The 17,078-nt window shown below is 68.4% G+C and carries 16 protein-coding genes; 7 read left to right on the top strand and 9 right to left on the bottom strand.

Features of this window, described 5'->3' with window-relative positions:
• Positions 1-1,422 (top strand): D-alanyl-D-alanine carboxypeptidase/D-alanyl-D-alanine-endopeptidase, encoded by a 1,422-nt coding sequence (gene dacB, locus ASD05_RS13645; RefSeq protein WP_056592913.1) that lies wholly within the window; start codon positions 1-3, stop codon positions 1,420-1,422.
• Positions 1,423-1,592: 170 nt separating this feature from the next.
• Entirely contained in the window at positions 1,593-3,155 is a 1,563-nt protein-coding gene (locus ASD05_RS13650) for an alpha/beta hydrolase family protein (RefSeq protein WP_056592916.1), read from the top strand.
• A gap of 105 nt (positions 3,156-3,260) precedes the next feature.
• Here the strand turns inward: ASD05_RS13650 and ASD05_RS13655 are convergent, their stop codons facing one another.
• The 3 genes from ASD05_RS13655 to purE are packed head-to-tail and all read right to left on the bottom strand — an operon-like array spanning position 3,261 to position 6,009.
• A complete protein-coding gene (locus tag ASD05_RS13655; protein ID WP_056592919.1) occupies positions 3,261-4,262 on the bottom strand; it encodes an L-threonylcarbamoyladenylate synthase in 1,002 nt (333 codons plus the stop codon).
• Entirely contained in the window at positions 4,259-5,461 is a 1,203-nt protein-coding gene (locus ASD05_RS13660) for a 5-(carboxyamino)imidazole ribonucleotide synthase (protein WP_056592923.1), read from the bottom strand. The genes ASD05_RS13655 and ASD05_RS13660 overlap by 4 nt, the downstream gene beginning before the upstream one ends.
• On the bottom strand, positions 5,458-6,009 hold the full coding sequence (gene purE, locus ASD05_RS13665) for a 5-(carboxyamino)imidazole ribonucleotide mutase (RefSeq protein ID WP_056592925.1): 552 nt from the start codon (positions 6,007-6,009) through the stop codon (positions 5,458-5,460). Before purE ends, ASD05_RS13660 begins: the two co-directional genes overlap by 4 nt.
• Before the next feature lie 36 nt (positions 6,010-6,045).
• Here purE and ASD05_RS13670 point away from each other — a divergent pair, with 36 nt between their 5' ends.
• Together ASD05_RS13670 and ASD05_RS13675 are read left to right on the top strand one after the other, a co-directional pair.
• A complete protein-coding gene (locus ASD05_RS13670; RefSeq protein WP_056592928.1) occupies positions 6,046-6,966 on the top strand; it encodes a tetratricopeptide repeat protein in 921 nt (306 codons plus the stop codon).
• 132 nt (positions 6,967-7,098) lie between these two features.
• On the top strand, positions 7,099-7,551 hold the full coding sequence (locus ASD05_RS13675; RefSeq protein WP_056592931.1) for an META domain-containing protein: 453 nt from the start codon (positions 7,099-7,101) through the stop codon (positions 7,549-7,551).
• A 19-nt stretch (positions 7,552-7,570) separates the two neighbouring features.
• On the opposite strand, the gene ASD05_RS13680 is transcribed toward ASD05_RS13675, so the two are convergent.
• From ASD05_RS13680 to ASD05_RS13690, 3 genes are all read right to left on the bottom strand, one after another.
• Entirely contained in the window at positions 7,571-8,476 is a 906-nt protein-coding gene (locus ASD05_RS13680; protein ID WP_056592934.1) for a phosphoribosylaminoimidazolesuccinocarboxamide synthase, read from the bottom strand.
• 206 nt (positions 8,477-8,682) lie between these two features.
• Entirely contained in the window at positions 8,683-9,747 is a 1,065-nt protein-coding gene (gene fba / locus ASD05_RS13685) for a class II fructose-bisphosphate aldolase (protein WP_056592936.1), read from the bottom strand.
• Positions 9,748-9,865: 118 nt separating this feature from the next.
• Positions 9,866-10,351 (bottom strand): Lrp/AsnC family transcriptional regulator, encoded by a 486-nt coding sequence (locus tag ASD05_RS13690; protein WP_042672759.1) that lies wholly within the window; start codon positions 10,349-10,351, stop codon positions 9,866-9,868.
• A gap of 136 nt (positions 10,352-10,487) precedes the next feature.
• Here ASD05_RS13690 and ASD05_RS13695 point away from each other — a divergent pair, with 136 nt between their 5' ends.
• Positions 10,488-11,504 (top strand): 1-aminocyclopropane-1-carboxylate deaminase, encoded by a 1,017-nt coding sequence (locus ASD05_RS13695; protein WP_056592939.1) that lies wholly within the window; start codon positions 10,488-10,490, stop codon positions 11,502-11,504.
• Between the two features lie 102 nt (positions 11,505-11,606).
• On the opposite strand, the gene pyk is transcribed toward ASD05_RS13695, so the two are convergent.
• The 3 genes from pyk to ASD05_RS13710 form a co-directional block, all read right to left on the bottom strand.
• The gene (gene pyk, locus ASD05_RS13700; RefSeq protein WP_007829060.1) at positions 11,607-13,055 is read right to left on the bottom strand and encodes a pyruvate kinase; all 1,449 of its coding nucleotides are present in this window, start codon (positions 13,053-13,055) and stop codon (positions 11,607-11,609) included.
• 87 nt (positions 13,056-13,142) lie between these two features.
• Entirely contained in the window at positions 13,143-14,336 is a 1,194-nt protein-coding gene (locus ASD05_RS13705; RefSeq protein ID WP_056592942.1) for a phosphoglycerate kinase, read from the bottom strand.
• Positions 14,337-14,427: 91 nt separating this feature from the next.
• Complete coding sequence (locus tag ASD05_RS13710; protein WP_056592945.1) at positions 14,428-15,333, bottom strand: LysR family transcriptional regulator; 906 nt, start codon at positions 15,331-15,333, stop codon at positions 14,428-14,430.
• Between the two features lie 91 nt (positions 15,334-15,424).
• Between ASD05_RS13710 and ASD05_RS13715 the strand changes: the two genes are divergently transcribed.
• Together ASD05_RS13715 and ASD05_RS13720 are read left to right on the top strand one after the other, a co-directional pair.
• Positions 15,425-15,961, top strand: a complete 537-nt coding sequence (locus ASD05_RS13715) for a VOC family protein (RefSeq protein ID WP_056592947.1) — start codon at positions 15,425-15,427, stop codon at positions 15,959-15,961.
• Complete coding sequence (locus ASD05_RS13720) at positions 15,954-17,075, top strand: alpha/beta hydrolase family protein (RefSeq protein ID WP_056592950.1); 1,122 nt, start codon at positions 15,954-15,956, stop codon at positions 17,073-17,075. The genes ASD05_RS13715 and ASD05_RS13720 overlap by 8 nt, the downstream gene beginning before the upstream one ends.
• Positions 17,076-17,078 lie beyond the last annotated feature (3 nt).

A 17,078-nucleotide genomic window follows, 5' to 3' on the forward strand; every position in this document is an offset into this window, starting at 1 on the left:
ATGCCTTTTGCCTTCCGCCGCGCCGCCTTCGCGCTGACCCTCGCAACGCTGGCCTCGGCCAGTGCATTCGCCCAGCAGTCCCTCCCGACCCAGGTCGACGCCGCCCTCGCCCGCGCCAAGGTGCCGCGCGAGTCCGTGACCATGCTGGTCGCCGAAGCCGACGGCACGCGCCAGCCGCGGCTGGCCTGGCGCACGCAGGCGCCGGTGAACCCGGCGTCGATCATGAAGCTCGTCACCACCTACGCCGCGCTCGACCTGCTCGGCGCGGCCTACAGCTGGACCACGCCGGTCTATGTCGACGGCACGGTGAACAACGGCGTGCTCAACGGCAACCTGTACATCAAGGGCCAGGGCGACCCCAAGCTGGTGCTCGAGCGCGTGTGGCTGCTGCTGCGCCACGTGCAGGGGCTGGGCATCACCACGGTGAGCGGCGACATCGTGATCGACCGCAGCGCCTTCGAGACCACGGTCGAGGGCGACCCGTCCGCCTTCGACGGCGAGCCGCTGCGGCCCTACAACGCCTCGCCCGACGCGCTGCTCGTGAACTTCAAGTCGGTCAACATGACTTTCGCGCCCGACCGCACGGGCCAGATCGCGCGGGTGAGCTACGAGCCCCCGCTCGCAAGCGTGGCGATGCCCCCCACCGTGGCGCTCGTGCCCGGCGAATGCGGCGACTGGCGCGGCACGCTGCGCGCCGATTTCTCCGACGTGAACCGCATCCGCTTCAACGGCGGCTTCCCGGCCGCCTGCGGCGAGAAGAGCTGGGCCGTGGCGTACGGCGACCCGCGCACCTACGCCATGCGGGCCATCGGCGGCATGTGGGCCGAGATGGGCGGGCGCGTGGGCGGGCAGATGCGCGAAGGGCGCGTGCCGGCGGGGCTGAAGCCGGCCTTCGAGTTCGAGTCGCCGCCGCTGGCCGAGGTGATCCGCGACATCAACAAGTACAGCAACAACGTGATGGCGCAGCAGCTGTTCCTCACGATCGGGCTCACGCAGAAGAACCGCGGCACCTTCGAGGCTTCGCGCGCGGCGCTGGGCCAGTGGTGGCGCGAGCGCATCGGCACGGGCGAGGCGCAGCCTGTGTTCGAGAACGGCTCGGGCCTGTCGCGCGACGAGCGCATCAGCGCGGCCGCGCTCGGCAAGATGCTGCAGGTGGCATGGCGTTCGCCGGTGATGCCGGAGCTGATGTCCTCGCTGCCCGCGATGGGCGTGGATGGCACGCTGAAGAAGCGCACGCTGCGCTCGGGCGGCTCGGCCCACCTGAAGACCGGCACGCTGCGCGATGCCTCGGGCGTAGCCGGCTACGTGGACGGTGCGAGCGGCCGGCGCTACGTGCTGGTGGCGATCGCCAACGGCGAGAACGCGGGGGCCGCGCGCGCCGCGTTCGACGCGCTGGTCGACTGGGCCTCGCAGGACAACTGACGGCAGCTGGCGGGCCTGCGCGACCCTGCCGGGTACTGAAATCTTCTGATGGCAAATGCCGCTTGCGCGCGGCCATGGCACTGCACAGAATCGGACGGTCGTTCTATTCAGTACAAATCCAACGCAGGAGACATGCCTTGACCAAGCCACGCCCCCCCTCGTTCGTCCTGATGCGCAAGACAGCCGCCTGGACGGCGCTCGCAAGCGCAACCTTGCTGCTGCTCTCCGCCTGCGGCGGCGGGGATGGTGGCGGAGTAGGCATCGGCGTTGGCTTTCCGCCGCCCGCAGCCGACACCGGCCGGGGCTCGGTGGTCACCAACCCGCCCGAGCAGACGGCCAAGCTGACCGCCGACCAGTTCAAGGCCAACCTCCAGGCCAGCGACCAGGGCAGGTCGGTGCTGCAGGTGGCCGGCACGCCCAAGTGCGGCATCGACGTGCGCTACCTCGAATACCGCACCATCGGCGCGAAGAACGAGGCGACCAACGCCACCGCCGCGATCATGGTGCCCACCGGCGCCGACGTGGCCTGCGGCGGCCAGCGGCCCGTGGTGCTCTATGCCCACGGCACCACCGCCGCCAAGGCCTACAACCTCGCCAAGTGGACCGACAGCACGCAGCCGGCCGCAGGCGAGGGCCTGATGATTGCCGCCATGTTCGCGGCGCAGGGCTACATCGTGGTGGCGCCCAACTACGCGGGCTACGACAAGTCGACGCTGCCCTACCACCCGTACCTCGACGGCGACCAGCAAGGCAAGGACATGGTCGACGCGCTCACGGCCGCGCGCAAGACCTTCTCGGGCATCGACGCGAACGACGCCGGCTCGCTGTTCATCACCGGCTACTCGCAGGGCGGCTATGTCGCGATGGCGGCGCACCGCGAGATGCAGGCGACGGGCAAGACGGTGACGGCATCGGCGCCGCTGTCGGCGCCCTCGGCCATCAGCCTGTTGTCCGACTACACCTACCTGGGCTGGCCGGCGCTGGGCTCCACGCTGTTCGTGCCGCTGCTGTCGACCAGCTGGCAGCAGCAGTTCGGCAACGTCTACAACGCCACCAGCGACATCTACGAAGCGCAGTACGCCACCGGCATCGACACCCTGCTGCCGAGCCTGACGCCCGGCACGCTGTTCTCCAGCGGCAAGCTGCCGCAGCTGGCGCTGTTCCCGGCGAATGCAACGCCGGGGCCGGTGAGCCCTTCGCTGTCGATCTTCTATGGCGCCAACAACCTGATCAAGCAGAGCTTCCTGACGCAAGCGGCCGGCGACATCCTGGCCGCGCCCTGCCCTGGCAACGCACTGCCGGCCACGGCGGCGTCGCTGAGCACGACCTCGCCGCTGGACTGCAAGCCGGCCACGGGTTTCCGCAAGGCGGCCGTCGCCAACGACCTGCGCAACTGGGTGCCGACCCGGCCGATGCTGATGTGCGGCGGCGCCAATGACCCGACGGTGAACTTCCTCAGCACCCGCGCCACCTCGGGCTACTTCCGCGCCAAGGGCGTGCCGGCCGCCGCGCTGGCGGTGGTGGACCTGGAGGATTCGGCCGCGATCGACGCCTACTCGACCGCGCGCGCCGGCTTCGCGCAGGCCAAGGACCTGCTGGCGCAGAACACAGCGGGCAGCGCGTCCGACAAGGCGCAGGCGGTCATGCTCGCGTACCACGGCACGCTAGCGCCGCCGTTCTGCCTGGCCTCGGCCCGGGGCTTCTTCCAGGGCGTACTGGCGGCCGGAGGCTGAGCGAAGAGCCCATTCCAGGAATACCGCGGAACCGGCTTTGCCGGGCCGCAGGTATTGCCCCCTGCAAGGGGGTTGGCGGCCACACGAAGTGGGCGAGCCTGGGGGTTAGGCCATTGAAGCGCGTTGAAGGCGGTCTTTCACGCCTTCCCACTCGTGCGTGTCGGGCGGCGACTCGACCCAGATCAGCTTGACGCCCTGCGCGTCGAACTCGCGCAGCACCGCGAACAGCAGCTGGGCACTCGCCACCGCGTCGTCGGGCATGCGCCGCAGCAGCACGCGCTGCGAACGGCTGCGCACCACGGCGCGCGACCAGACGGCGATGTGCGCGGCGTTGGCGCCCAGCACGTCGAGGCCGGTCTGGATGGCCTTGGCGTCCATCAGGCGCACCTTGGCGTTCGGGGCGTAGTGCGCCTCCAGCGTGCCCGAGGCGCGCGGGTCGGGCGTTTCGAGCACTTCGCGGTCGCTGAGCTTCTCGCCGCAGGCGGCCTCGATCTGCGCGCGCGTAATAAGGCCCGGCCGCAGCAGCACGGGCGCGCCGCGGCTGCAGTCGACGATGGTCGACTCGATGCCGACCTCGCACGCGCCGCCGTCCACAACCAGCAGCGCATCGCCGAACTCGTCGAACACATGCTGCGCCGTGGTCGGGCTGACGCGGCCGAAGCGGTTGGCGCTCGGCCCCGCGAGGCCGGGCACGCCCTGCTCCGCACAGGCTGCGAGCAGCGCCTGCGCCACGGGATGCGAAGGGCAGCGCAGGCCGATGGTGTCCTGTCCGCCCGCCGCCGCCGCGCCCACGCCGGGCTGGCGCGTGACGATCAGTGTGAGCGGACCGGGCCAGAAGACCTGCACGAGCTTCTGCGCGAAAAGCGGCAGCGGCTGGGCGAAGCGCGACAACGACTCGGTGCCCTTGATGCCGGCCGCCACGTGGACGATCAGCGGGTGGTCGGAGGGCCGCCCCTTGGCCTTGAAGATGCCGGCCACGGCCATGTCGCTGCTCGCGTCGGCGCCCAGGCCGTAGACGGTTTCGGTCGGGAACGCGACCAGCCCGCCCGCGCGCAGCACGCGCGTGGCTTCGGCGATGGCTTCGGGGGCGTGGCCGTCGAGGATCATGCGAGGTCGGCGGTGATCACCGCCGGCAGGCCCAGCAGCTGCGCGGCCTGCGAGGCCGTGGTGCGCACGGCTTCGAGCGTGGCGCCGGTGAGCGTGAGGTGGCCCATCTTGCGGCCGCGCCGCGGGTCGATCTTTCCGTAGAGATGCAGGTGCACGCCCGGCAGCGCGAGCACTTCGCTCCAGCGCGGCGACACGGGCTTGGCAGCCTTGTCGTCGCCCGCGGGGAACCACAGGTCGCCCAGCAGGTTCAGCATGATCGCGGGGCTGTGCTGGCGCGGCGCCGCCAGCGGCAGGCCGGCGAGCGTGCGTACCTGCAGCTCGAACTGCGACACGTCGCAGGCTTCCATCGTGTAGTGGCCGCTGTTGTGCGGGCGCGGCGCCATCTCGTTGACGACCAGCGAGCCGTCGGCCAGCGCGAAGAACTCGACGCACAGCACGCCGACGTAGTCCAAACCGTTGGCAATGCTCTTGGCCGAGTTGATCGCGCCCTGCGCCACCGTCTTCGGCATGTTCTGCGGATGCACCTCGGTGACGGCGAGGATGCCGTCGCGGTGCAGATTGCGCTGCGGCGGGAAGTGCACGATCTGGCCGTCGCGGCTGCGCGCGAGGATGACCGAGCATTCGAATTCGAGCGGCAGCATCTTCTCGAGTACGCAGGGCACGCAGCCCGTGGCTTGCCAGGCATCGACCAGCTCGGCGCGCGTCTTCACGCGCTGCTGGCCCTTGCCGTCGTAGCCCAGCCGCGCGGTCTTCAGGATGCCGGGCAGCAGGCCGTCGTCGACGGCGGCAAGCTGCGCCGCGGTTTCGACGACTGCGTAAGGCGCGCAGGGCACGCCGCAGCGGGTGAAATGGGCCTTCTCGGCGATGCGGTCCTGCGCGATGGCGATGGCCGAGGCGCCGGGCGATACCGGACGCGCGACGGCCAGGTGCTCCAGCGAGGGCGCCGGCACGTTCTCGAACTCGGTCGTCACCGCGTCGGCCAGGCCCGCGAGCCGGGCGAGGCCGTCGATGTCGTCGTAGTCGGTGTGGATGTGGTGATGGCTCACGCGGCCGGCGGGGCTGTCGGTGTCGGGGTCGAGCACCGCCGTGAAGTAGCCCATGCGCTGAGCCGCGTGGGCGAACATGCGCCCCAGCTGGCCGCCGCCGAGCACGCCGAGCGTGGCGCCCGGAAGAATGGGCAGGTCGCCGTTCTGGCTCACAGGGCACCTCCGCCTTGCGGCGAGAAAGGAGAAACGGGGGGTGCCTCCGCGGCGGGGGCCGGCGGCAGCGTCATGGCTTCGGCGGCGGCGGTCTGCGCCGTGCGGAAGACGTCGAGCTTCGCGCGCAGCGCCGGGTCGTTCACCGCCAGCATCGCCACCGCGAACAGCGCCGCGTTGGCTGCGCCCGCATTGCCGATGGCGAAGGTGGCCACCGGCACGCCCTTGGGCATCTGCACGATGCTGTAGAGCGAATCGACGCCCTGCAGGTGACGGCTGGCCACCGGCACGCCGAGCACCGGCACCGTGGTTTTCGAGGCCAGCATACCCGGCAGGTGCGCCGCGCCGCCCGCGCCCGCAATGATCGCCGTGAGCCCGCGCCCGGCGGCGCTTTCGGCGTATGCGAACAGCGCATCGGGCATCCGGTGGGCCGAGACCACCTTGGCTTCGTGCCCGATTCCGAATTGCTGGAGAATCTCGACCGCGTTGCGCATCGTCTCCCAATCGGAGTTCGAGCCCATCACTACACCGACCTGAATGGTTTCGTTCATGGTTTCAATTTTACGTTTCACCCTCAGTTGGTTCCGATGATCGACATCACTCTCGAAAATTTCCAGGCCGAACTGATCGAAGGCTCCGTCGCCACGCCGGTGCTGCTGGACATCTGGGCCGAATGGTGCGGCCCCTGCAAACAGCTCGGCCCGGTGCTCGAAAAGCTCGAGGTCGAGTACGCCGGCCGCTTCACGCTGGCCAAGCTGGACGCCGACAAGGTGCCGCAGATCTCGTCGCAGCTGTCGGAGATGTTCGGCGTGCGCAGCATTCCGTTCTGCGTGATGTTCAAGGACGGCCAGCCGGTGGACGGCTTCGTCGGCGCCATCCCGGCCGAGAAGATCCGCGAGTTCCTCGACAAGCACGTGCCGGGCGCCGACGAGGCCGAGGCCGCCTCGGAGGAAGCAGCCGCGCAGGAAGCGCTGGCCGAAGGCGACACGGGGAGCGCTCTCGAAAGACTGCAGCACGCCGTGGCCACCGACCCCGCCAACGACGACGCCCGCTTCGACTACATCAAGCTGCTGCTGCAGGAAGGCCGCCACGACGACGCCAAGGTCGCCTTTGCGCCCGTGATCGCCAAGACCACGCTGGTGCGCCGCTTCGATGCGCTGCAGCGCTGGATGGACGCTATCGATTTCGCAGCACCGCCTACAGGCACGGCGCCCGCGATGGCCGATTTCGAGGCGAAGATCGCCGCCAACAAGCGTGACTTCGACGCCCGCTTCGGCCGCGCCCGCCTGCTGATGGCCGCGCAGCGCTGGACCGACGCCATGGACGAGCTGCTCGACATCCTCATGCGCGACAAGACCTGGAGCGAAGACCTCGCCCGCAAGACCTACATCGCGATCCTCGATGTGATCGAGCCGCCGAAGGTGAAGGTGGCCGACGGGCAGATTCCGCCGGACGATCCGGTGGTGGCAACCTACCGGCGCCGCCTGAGCAGCGTGGTGCTGAGCTGATGCGAAAGCGGCCTGCGGGCCGCTTTTTTCATGGCCTCCCCCGTGAACGCGGCGGCATTGGCGAGCGGGGCCTCGTCGCATACGATCACGCCCGATTCAACTTGTTGCAAATTCGAAAAGGAAAGACCGGCCATGCGCTCCTTCGCCCGCCTCGCCCGCCGCACCGCGCCCCCCGTTCTCGCCGCGACGGCGCTGCTGGCCGTCCTGACCGGCTGCGGGAGCGGCATCAGCCTCGACGAGCCGATCGAAGGGCCGGCCTGGCAACTGGTTCAGCTGGGCGACGAGCCCGTCGCGCCCGGCAACGGTGCGCAGGTGCAGTTCGATCGCAGCAGCGGGCGCCTCAGCGGCTCGGGCGGCTGCAACCGCCTTTCGGGCACGTTCACGCGCAGCGGCATCTCCCTGAAGATCGGCCAGCTGGCCTCGACTCGCATGGCCTGCACCGACCCGGCGCGCGGCGCCAACGAGGCGCAGTTCATCTCGGCGCTGCAGAGCACGGCGAGCTACAGCCTCGCTGGCGCCGACCGCCTTGCGCTGCTCAACGCCAGCGGTCGGACCGTGGCAACGCTGAGCACCAGCGGGCGCTGAAAGAAGAAAAAGACCGGGATCAGCCCGTCAGGCGCTCAAGCGCCTCGCGGTACTTGGCCGCCGTCTTCTCGATGACCTCGGCCGGCAGGCGCGGCGCCGGGGGCGTCTTGTCCCAGGGCTTGCCGTTGATCTTGGTGGCTTCGAGCCAGTCGCGCACGAACTGCTTGTCGTAGCTCGGCGGGTTGGTGCCGGCGGCCAGCGCGGCCTGGTAGCCCTCGACCGGCCAATAGCGCGAGCTGTCGGGCGTGAGCACCTCGTCCATCAGCACCAGCGTGCCGGCTTCGTCCAGGCCGAACTCGAACTTGGTGTCGGCAATGATCATTCCCTTGGCCAGCGCGATCTGCGCGGCGGTTTCGTAGATCTCGATGCTGGTCTCGCGGATCTGCTGGGCCAGCTTGGGGCCGACGATCTCGACCACGCGCTCGTAGCTGATGTTCTCGTCATGCTCGCCGGCCGCGGCCTTGGCGGCGGGCGTGAAGATCGGGCGCGGCAGCTTGCTGGCGTTGGTCAGGCCCTCGGGCAGCGGCACGCCGCAGACCGAGCGGCTTTCCTGGTATTCCTTCCAGCCGCTACCGGCGAGGTAGCCGCGCACCACGGCCTCGACCGGGATCGGCTTCAGCCGCTTGACCAGCATCGAGCGGCCCGTGACCTGCGGCACCTCGTCGGGCGTGACCGCGCTCTCGGGCGCGTCGCCGGTCAGGTGGTTGGGACACAGCTGGCCGAGCCGGTCGAACCACCACAGCGCCATCTGCGTGAGGATCTCGCCCTTGCCGGGAATGGGCTCGCCCATGATCACGTCGAAGGCGCTGAGCCGGTCGCTCGCGACCATCAGGATGCGGTCTTCGCCGACGGCGTAGTTGTCGCGCACCTTGCCGCGCGCAAGCAGGGGCAGGCTCTGGATGGAGGAGGTGTGGACGGTGGTCATGAGGCAGTTGCGGTGAAAACGGGATAGCGGAATTCGGATTGTGCGCGCAGAAAAAAGCCTCCATCGACGGTGGCCCGCAGATCGCGAAAAAAGCCCCCGATCATTCGGGAGGGCCGCCGCGCACGGCCGCCCGAAGCGGCCGGCCCGCCCCCGGTAGGGGGTAGGCGAAGCGACACGAAGTGCGCGCAGCCTGGGGGCGAGCTTAATTAAATGACTTCTTGCGCCAGTTCGCCCTTGGCGTACTTGGCGGCGACCACCTGCAACGTGTCGCCCTTGACCTTCGCGCCCTGGCCTTCGCAGCCGAACTCGATGTAGCGCTGCTTGCAGATCTGCTTGGCGGCTTCGCGCGCGGGCTTGAGCCACTCGCGGGCGTCGAACTTCTCGGGGTTCTCGGCCAGGAATTTGCGCACCGCACCGGTCATGGCCAGGCGGATGTCGGTGTCGATGTTGATCTTGCGCACGCCATACTTGATGGCTTCCTGGATTTCCTCGACCGGCACGCCGTAGGTTTCCTTCATGTTGCCGCCGTGCTTGCGGATGATTTCCAGCAGGTCCTGCGGCACCGACGACGAGCCGTGCATCACCAGGTGGGTGTTGGGCAGGCGGGCGTGGATTTCCTTCACGCGCGAAATCGACAGGATGTCGCCCGTGGGCTTTCGCGTGAACTTGTAGGCGCCGTGGCTGGTGCCGATGGCGATGGCCAGCGCGTCGAGCTGCGTGGCCTTGACGAACTGGGCGGCTTCTTCCGGGTCGGTCAGCAGGGCCGAGTGGTCGAGCACGCCTTCGGCGCCGATGCCGTCTTCTTCACCGGCCAGGCCGGTTTCGAGCGAGCCCAGGCAGCCCAGTTCGCCTTCGACAGTCACGCCGACCTTGTGCGCCAGCTGAACCACCTTGCGGGTCACGTCGACGTTGTAGTCGAACGAGGCCGGCGTCTTGCCGTCTTCGTGCAGCGAGCCGTCCATCATGACGGAGGAGAAGCCGAGGTCGATGGCGCCCTGGCAGATGGCCGGGCTCTGGCCGTGATCCTGGTGCATGACCAGCGGGATGTTCGGGTACTGCTCGATGGCGGCCTGGATCAGGTGCTTGATGAAGGCTTCGCCGGCGTACTTGCGCGCGCCTGCGCTGGCTTGCAGGATGACGGGCGCGCCCGTTTCCTTGGCGGCCTCCATCACGGCCTGGACCTGTTCGAGGTTGTTGACGTTGAAGGCCGGAATGCCGTAGCCATTGGCTGCGGCATGGTCGAGCAGTTCGCGCATCGAGACGAGTGCCATGGGGAAATACCTCGCTGGAATTAGGGGAAGAAGAAGGCGGAAAGACGAGAGAAAACTGCCGCAATTCTACCGAGCCCCCTTGTGGGACGGCACTGACGCTGATTTGGCGCCCCTGTCCTCAGATCGGCAGCTGCGTGGTCGACAGCACCTGCTTGAGCACCACGAAGGTCCGGATCTGCCGCACGCCCGGCAAGTACAGCAGCTGCTCGGCATGCAGGCGGTTGAAGCTGTCGCTGTCGCGCGTGCGCACGAGCATGAAGTAGTCGAACTCGCCCGTGACCACGTGGCATTCGAGGCAGCCCGGCACCTTCTGCGCGGCCTTCTCGAAGTCGGCGAAGGAATCGGGCGTGGAGCGGTCGAGCACCACGCCGATCATCACGAGCATGCCGAGGTCGAGCGCGTCGGGGTCGAGCAGCGCGACGATGCCCTTGATGAGCCCCGCCGCCTTGAGCCGCTCGACGCGGCGCAGGCAGGCGGCGGCGCTGAGGTTGACCTTGGCGGCCAGCGCCACGTTCGACAGCGAGGCGTCGCGCTGGAGGGCGCGAAGGATGGCGCGGTCGGTGCGATCCAGCTCCGGCGGAATACGCAATTTTGTTGTGCTCATTACTTTTTCTGTGGAATAAAAACATTCGATCTGGTCATCGTGCATTTTTTTGTCGATCGAATCCAGAAAATTTCGCAAGCACGTTGCGAGCCGTTCTTCCTACGATCGAAGGCCTCAACGCACCGGAGCCTCTGCCATGAATCTCAAGAAATTTCCCCGCCACGCCCTGACCTTCGGCCCCTCGCCGATCCACCCGCTGAAGCGGCTGAGCGCGCACCTCGGCGGCAAGGTCGACCTGTATGCCAAGCGCGAGGACTGCAACAGCGGCCTGGCCTTCGGCGGCAACAAGACGCGCAAGCTCGAATACCTGATCCCCGAGGCGCTCGAGGGCGGCTACGACACGCTGGTGTCCATCGGCGGCATCCAGTCGAACCAGACGCGGCAGGTCGCCGCCGTGGCCGCGCACCTCGGAATGAAGTGCGTGCTGGTGCAGGAGAACTGGGTCAACTACTCGGACGCGGTGTACGACCGGGTCGGCAACATCGAGATGTCGCGCATCCTCGGTGCCGACGTGCGGCTCGATGCGGCGGGCTTCGACATCGGCATCCGCAAGAGCTGGGAAGAGGCCATGGCCGACGTGCGCAAGGCCGGCGGCAAGCCGTTCCCGATTCCCGCGGGCTGCTCGGAACACCCGCGCGGCGGCCTCGGCTTCGTGGCCTTCGCCGAGGAAGTACGCCAGCAGGAAGCCGAGCTGGGCTTCAAGTTCGACTACGTCGTGGTCTGCTCGGTCACCGGCAGCACGCAGGCCGGCATGGTGGTGGGCTTCGCGGCCGACGGGCGGGCCGACCGCGTGATCGGCATCGACGCCTCGGCCAAGCCGCAGCAGACCTACGACCAGATTCTTCGCATTGCGAAGAACACGGCCGAGCTGGTCGAGCTGGGCCGCGACATCACCGAAAAGGACGTGGTGCTCGACCGCCGCTTCGGCGGCCCCGAGTACGGGCTGCCCAACGACGGCACGCTGGAGGCCATCCGCCTGTGCGCGCGCTTCGAAGGCATGCTGACCGACCCCGTGTACGAGGGCAAGTCGATGCACGGGATGATCGAGAAGGTGCGGCTGGGCGAATTCCCTGCCGGCTCGAAGGTGCTGTACGCGCACCTGGGCGGCGTGCCCGCCCTGAACGCCTACAGCTTCCTATTTCGTAACGGTTGAGTGCCAGTAACACCGCGGAACCGGCTTTGCCGGGCCGCAGGTGTTGCCCCCGGCGAGGGGGAAGGAGAAGCGACACGAAGTGCGCGAAGCCTGGGGGAGTGCCTAGCTCGCGCGGCAAATCTTCAGCATGTTGGTGCCGCCCGGGGCACCCATCGGTTCGCCGCAGGTGATCGCGTAGACGTCGCCGCTCTGCACGATGCCGCGCTTCTTCAGATGGGCCTCGGCCTGTTCGAGCGCGGTGTCGCGGTCGGTCTGCGAGTCCATCAGAAGCGGGCGCACGTTGCGGTACAGCGCCAGCTTGCGCTGCGTGGCCAGCCGCGAGGTCAGCGCGTACATGGGAATGTGCGCGCGGTGGCGGCTCATCCACAGCAGCGTGGCACCCGACTCGGTCAGCGCCACGATGGCCTTGGCGCCCAGGTGGTGGGCTGTGAACAGCGCACCCATGGCGATCGACTGGTCGATGCGGCTGTAGGTCTTGCCGCTGAAGTCGGCGTCGAGCGTCTTGTCTTCGGCCCCTTCGGCGGCTTCGCAGATGCGGCTCATCTCCTGCACGGTTTCGAGCGGATAGCGGCCCGAGGCGGTCTCGGCCGAGAGCATCACGGCGTCGGTGCCGTCGAGCACGGCGTTGGCCACGTCGCTCACTTCGGCGCGCGTGGGCACGGGGTTGGTGATCATCGACTCCATCATCTGGGTCGCGGTGATCACCACCTTGTCCATGTCGCGCGCCATGCGGATCATCTTTTTCTGCAGCGCCGGCACGGCGGCATTGCCGACTTCCACCGCGAGGTCGCCGCGCGCGACCATGATGCCGTCGCTGGCGCGCAGGATTTCCTCCAGCTTCGGAATGGCCTCGGCGCGCTCGATCTTGGCGATCATGCCGGGCTTGTGGCCGAACTCGGCCGCCGCCACGTTGCACAGCTGGCGCGCCATTTCCATGTCGGTGGCGTTCTTCGGGAAGCTCACGGCCACGTAGTCGGCCTGGAAGCTCATCGCGGTCTTGATGTCCTCCATGTCCTTGGCCGTGAGCGCGGGGGCCGTGAGGCCGCCGCCCTGCTTGTTGATGCCCTTGTTGTTCGACAGCTCGCCGCCCAGCTTGACGGTGGTGTGCACGGCCTCGCCCTTGACGGCGTCCACCGTGAGCACGATCAGGCCGTCGTTCAGCAGCAGCCTGTCGCCGGGCTTCACGTCGCGCGGCAGGTCCTTGTAGTCGAGGCCCACGGCATCGGCGTCGCCGGGCTCGGTGCGCGAGGCATCGAGCACGAACTTGGCGCCCGGCTCCAGCCAGACCTTGCCCTGCGCGAACTTGCCGACGCGGATCTTGGGGCCTTGCAGGTCGGCCATGATGGCCACTTCGCGGCCCGTCTTGCGGGCGGCTTCGCGCACCATGGCGGCGCGGTCGATGTGGTCCTGCGCCGTGCCGTGGCTGAAGTTCAGCCGCACCACGCTGACCTTGGCCAGGATCATCTTTTCCAGCAGTTCCGGCGTGTTGGACGCCGGACCGAGCGTGGCAACGATCTTGGTGGCGTGGCGGGGGATGCGGTCCGTGCTCATGAAGGTAGTCTCCGTTTTGTATTCGCTACTGTATACACTTTGTGTGTCTGACGGAAGTCACCCTCGCGAGATTCCCCGCCGCCGGGATCAACCCGCCGCGCGCTTGGCCAGGATTTCGAAGGCCGGCAGGGTCTTGCCTTCCAGCACTTCGAGGAAGGCACCGCCGCCGGTCGAGATGTAGCCGACCTGCTTCTCGATGCCGTACTTGGCGATGGCCGCGAGCGTGTCGCCGCCGCCGGCGATCGAGAAGGCGCTGCTCTCGGCAATCGCCTGCGCGATGGCCTTGGTGCCGCCCGCGAACGCGTCGAACTCGAACACGCCCACCGGGCCGTTCCAGACGATGGTGCCGGCTTCGCGCAGCTGCGCGGCCAGGATCGCGGCGGTCTTGGGGCCGATGTCCAGGATCAGGTCGTCGTCGTCCACGTCGTTCGCGTCCTTGACGGTGGCGGCCGCATCGGCCGCGAAGGTCTTGGCCGTGACCACGTCCACCGGGATCGGCACATCGGCGCCGCGCGCGCGCATCGCCTCGATCACCGCCTTGGCCTGGTCGATCAGGTCGGGCTCGGCCAGTGACTTGCCGATCTTCAGGCCGGCGGCCAGCATGAACGTGTTGGCGATGCCGCCACCGACGATCAGCTGGTCGACGTTGGCCGACAGGCTCTTGAGGATGGTGAGCTTGGTGCTGACCTTCGAGCCCGCCACGATGGCCACCAGCGGACGCTTGGGCTGCGCCAGCGCCTTGCTGATGGCATCCATCTCGGCCGCCAGCAGCGGGCCGGCCGCGGCGATCTTCGCGAACTGCGCGATGCCGTAGGTGGTGGCTTCGGCGCGGTGCGCGGTGCCGAAAGCGTCGTTCACGTAGATGTCGGTGAGCGCGGCGAGCTTGCGGGCCAGCGCCTCGTCGTTCTTCTTCTCGCCCTTGTTGACGCGGCAGTTCTCGAGCAGCACGACCTGACCGGGCTTGACGTCGACGCCGTCAACCCAGTTGGCCACCAGCGGCACATCGCGGCCGAGCAGTTCGCCGAGGCGCTTGGCGACGGGGGCCAGCGAGTCTTCGGGCTTGAACTCGCCTTCGGTCGGGCGGCCCAGGTGCGAGGTGACCATCACGGCCGCGCCGGCGTCGAGCGCCAGCTGGATGCACGGCACGGAAGCGCGCACGCGCGTGTCTTCGGTGATGTTGCCGGCATCGTCCTGCGGCACGTTGAGGTCGGCACGGATGAAGACGCGCTGGCCGGCGGCTTTGCCCTGTGCGCAGAGGTCGGTGAATCGAATGACGTTCATGGGTCTGGAGGAGGTGGAAGACGGGTCGGCCTGCATTGTAGATTTGGCCCCGTCGCCGCCCTGAGCGGCTGTTGCCGCGGGCCGATGCTTTTCAGGCCTTTTGCTGCGCCCTGGCGAACTGCTCGAGGATCTCGACAAAACCCGTGGCGGCCGGCGAAAGGCTGCGCCGCGCCGCGCTGTAGACGCACACCTCGCGGTGGAAGTCGGGCGATTCGAGCCGCACCATCTGCAGGCCGTGCGCGCGCACCAGCGGCGCGGAGTAGGTCGGGCACACCGTGAGCCCCAGCCCCGAGGCCACCATGCCGAGCGCGGTGGTCATGTACGACACCTCCTGGGTGCCGGGGCGCAGCATGTAGTCGCGCTCGGCCGGCGCCAGTTCGGGCAGCACGCGCTGGCGGAAGTCGCGCGTGGGGGCGATGAAGGTGTAGGGGCCGAGTTCGTGCCAGCGCACCTTGCGGCGCTTGGCGAAGGCGTGGTCGGGCGGGCAGATCAGCCAGTGGCGGTCGCGGAACAGGGGGCGGCGCTCGATGGCGCTGTCCACGGCCACGTCCTGGCCCACGGCCAGCTCCACGTCGCCGGCCATCACGCCGGTCAGCAGGTGCTCGGGCAGCGTGTCGGCCAGGCGCACATCGACGTCGGGGTACTGCGCGCGGTAGACCGCGATCACGCGCGGCATCAGCGTGCAGGCCATGAGCTGCGGCGCCGCAAGCCGCAACAAGCCTTTCTTCTTGTCACGAAGATCGGTGACGCCGGCCACCGCGCTCATGAGGTCACCGAGCAGGCGATGCACCGACGGCAGGAACTCGCGCCCGGCTTCGGACAACTGCACGCTGCGGGTGTTGCGGTCGAGCAGCTGCACGCCCATCTCGCGTTCGAGTTCGCGCACCAGCACGCTGAGCGCCGACTGCGTGAGGTGCAGCTGCTGCGCCGCGGCGGTGAAGCTGCCGCTTTCGGCCACGGCGGCGAAGGCGCGCAACTGGCGCAGGGTCAGGTTCATATATATGGTTATTTCATCAATCGATGAATTAATTTCGATTGCATCATAAGACGCGGCATCGCCCAATCGGGGCTTACCGGAGACACGAGCCATGCCGACCCCACCACCCGTGCGCGGGCTGCACCACTTCGCCTGGCGCTGCCGCGACAGCGAGGAAACCCGCCGCTTCTACGAAGACCTGCTCGGCCTGCCGCTGGCCCACGTCATCAAGAGCGACCACGTGCCGAGCACGGGCGAGTACTGCCCCTACGTGCACATCTTTTTCCAGATGCGCGACGGCTCGTACATCGCCTTCTTCGATCTCGGCGACGACGTCGCCGCGCTGCCCTCGCCCAACACGCCTTCGTGGGTGAACCACATTGCGCTGCGCGTCGATTCGGTGGCCGACCTGCTGGCCGCCAAGGCGCGGCTCGAAGGCGCGGGCGTCGAGGTGCTGGGCGTGACCGACCACCACATCATCGAATCGATCTACTTCTTCGACCCCAACGGCATCCGCGTGGAGCTGACCACGCCGACCGTGCCGCAGGCCGAGATGGACGCACATGCGCTGCGCGCCCATGCGGACCTCGATGCGTGGACCGCGCGCAAGGCCGAGCTGCGTGCTGCAAGGGGTGTATCGAATGTCTGATCTGCAACTCGCCGTCATCGACGTCAAGCCCGGCGCATCGATGGAAAGCCAGTCGGGCCTGCAGATGCTGCGCCCGCGCATCTACGGCGCCTACCGTGCGCCGGCGGGGCCGAAAAAAATCGCGGCCATCGTGATGCACCCGACCAGCAACTTCATGGGCCACTACCTGATCGGCCCGCTGGCCGAGCGCGGCATCTGCTGCATGGGGTTGAACTCGCGCTTCGTAGGCAACGACACGGTGCTGCTGATGGAGCGCGCCATTCAAGACCTGGGCGCAGGCGTGCAGTACCTGCGCGCGGCCGGCTACGAGAAGGTGTTCCTCGTCGGCAATTCGGGCGGCGCGGCGCTCGCAAGCTTCTACCAGGCGCAGGCCGAGAAGCTCACGGCCACTCATTTGCCCGACGGCGACCCCACGCACCTGCACCCGAGCGACCTGCCTCCCGTGGACGGCATCGCGCTGTGCGCCGCCCACCTGGGCCGCACGCGGCTGATGCGCGACTGGATCGATCCGTCGGTCACCGACGAGCACGACCCGCTCTCGGTGGACCCAGAACTCGACATGTACGACGCGCGCCATCGCATGCCCTACGACAGCGCGTTTCTCGCGCGTTTCAGCGCGGCGCAGAAGGCGCGGCTGGACCGCATCGAGCAGTGGGCCATCGACCGGCTCGCGCTGCTGCGCAGCACGCCGGGCGCGCCGCGCGACCAGGCCTTCGTCGTCTACCGCACGCATGCCGACCCGCGTTGCGTGGACCTGTCGCTCGATGCGAACGATCGTTTGCCCGGCAGCGTGTGGGGCGACGCGCGGCAGGTGAACTACTCGGCCAACGCGATGGGGCGCACCACCTCCCTCACGGCGTTCCTCTCGCAATGGTCGTCGCGCTCGCAGGCCGACGGACCGACCAACCTCGCGCGCACCACGGTGCCGAAGCTGCTGCTGACCTATACGGGCGACCAGTCGACCTTTCCGAGCACGCGCGACGCGTGGATGGCGGCAGGTGGATCGCGCATCCGCAACGTCGACATCGTCGGCGGCAACCACTATCTCGCGGGGCAGCCAGAGCTGATCCCGAAGGCGGCGGATGCGATCGCCGAGTTCGCGCACGCGCTCTAGAAC

The sequence above is a fragment of the Variovorax sp. Root434 genome (assembly GCF_001426595.1).
Classification (GTDB): domain Bacteria; phylum Pseudomonadota; class Gammaproteobacteria; order Burkholderiales; family Burkholderiaceae_C; genus Variovorax.

Bases quoted from the DNA above. Each gene is read 5' to 3' on its own strand.
- ASD05_RS13650 (WP_056592916.1), top strand. From the start codon at position 1,593: ATGCGCAAGACAGCCGCCTGGACGGCGCTCGCAAGCGCAACCTTGCTG.
- dacB (WP_056592913.1), top strand. From the start codon at position 1: ATGCCTTTTGCCTTCCGCCGCGCCGCCTTCGCGCTGACCCTCGCAACG.
- ASD05_RS13670 (WP_056592928.1), top strand. From the start codon at position 6,046: ATGATCGACATCACTCTCGAAAATTTCCAGGCCGAACTGATCGAAGGC.
- ASD05_RS13705 (WP_056592942.1), bottom strand. From the start codon at position 14,336: ATGAACGTCATTCGATTCACCGACCTCTGCGCACAGGGCAAAGCCGCC.
- ASD05_RS13715 (WP_056592947.1), top strand. From the start codon at position 15,425: ATGCCGACCCCACCACCCGTGCGCGGGCTGCACCACTTCGCCTGGCGC.
- ASD05_RS13655 (WP_056592919.1), bottom strand. From the start codon at position 4,262: ATGATCCTCGACGGCCACGCCCCCGAAGCCATCGCCGAAGCCACGCGC.
- ASD05_RS13690 (WP_042672759.1), bottom strand. From the start codon at position 10,351: ATGAGCACAACAAAATTGCGTATTCCGCCGGAGCTGGATCGCACCGAC.
- ASD05_RS13680 (WP_056592934.1), bottom strand. From the start codon at position 8,476: ATGACCACCGTCCACACCTCCTCCATCCAGAGCCTGCCCCTGCTTGCG.
- ASD05_RS13710 (WP_056592945.1), bottom strand. From the start codon at position 15,333: ATGAACCTGACCCTGCGCCAGTTGCGCGCCTTCGCCGCCGTGGCCGAA.
- ASD05_RS13720 (WP_056592950.1), top strand. From the start codon at position 15,954: ATGTCTGATCTGCAACTCGCCGTCATCGACGTCAAGCCCGGCGCATCG.
- ASD05_RS13675 (WP_056592931.1), top strand. From the start codon at position 7,099: ATGCGCTCCTTCGCCCGCCTCGCCCGCCGCACCGCGCCCCCCGTTCTC.
- pyk (WP_007829060.1), bottom strand. From the start codon at position 13,055: ATGAGCACGGACCGCATCCCCCGCCACGCCACCAAGATCGTTGCCACG.
- fba (WP_056592936.1), bottom strand. From the start codon at position 9,747: ATGGCACTCGTCTCGATGCGCGAACTGCTCGACCATGCCGCAGCCAAT.
- ASD05_RS13695 (WP_056592939.1), top strand. From the start codon at position 10,488: ATGAATCTCAAGAAATTTCCCCGCCACGCCCTGACCTTCGGCCCCTCG.
- purE (WP_056592925.1), bottom strand. From the start codon at position 6,009: ATGAACGAAACCATTCAGGTCGGTGTAGTGATGGGCTCGAACTCCGAT.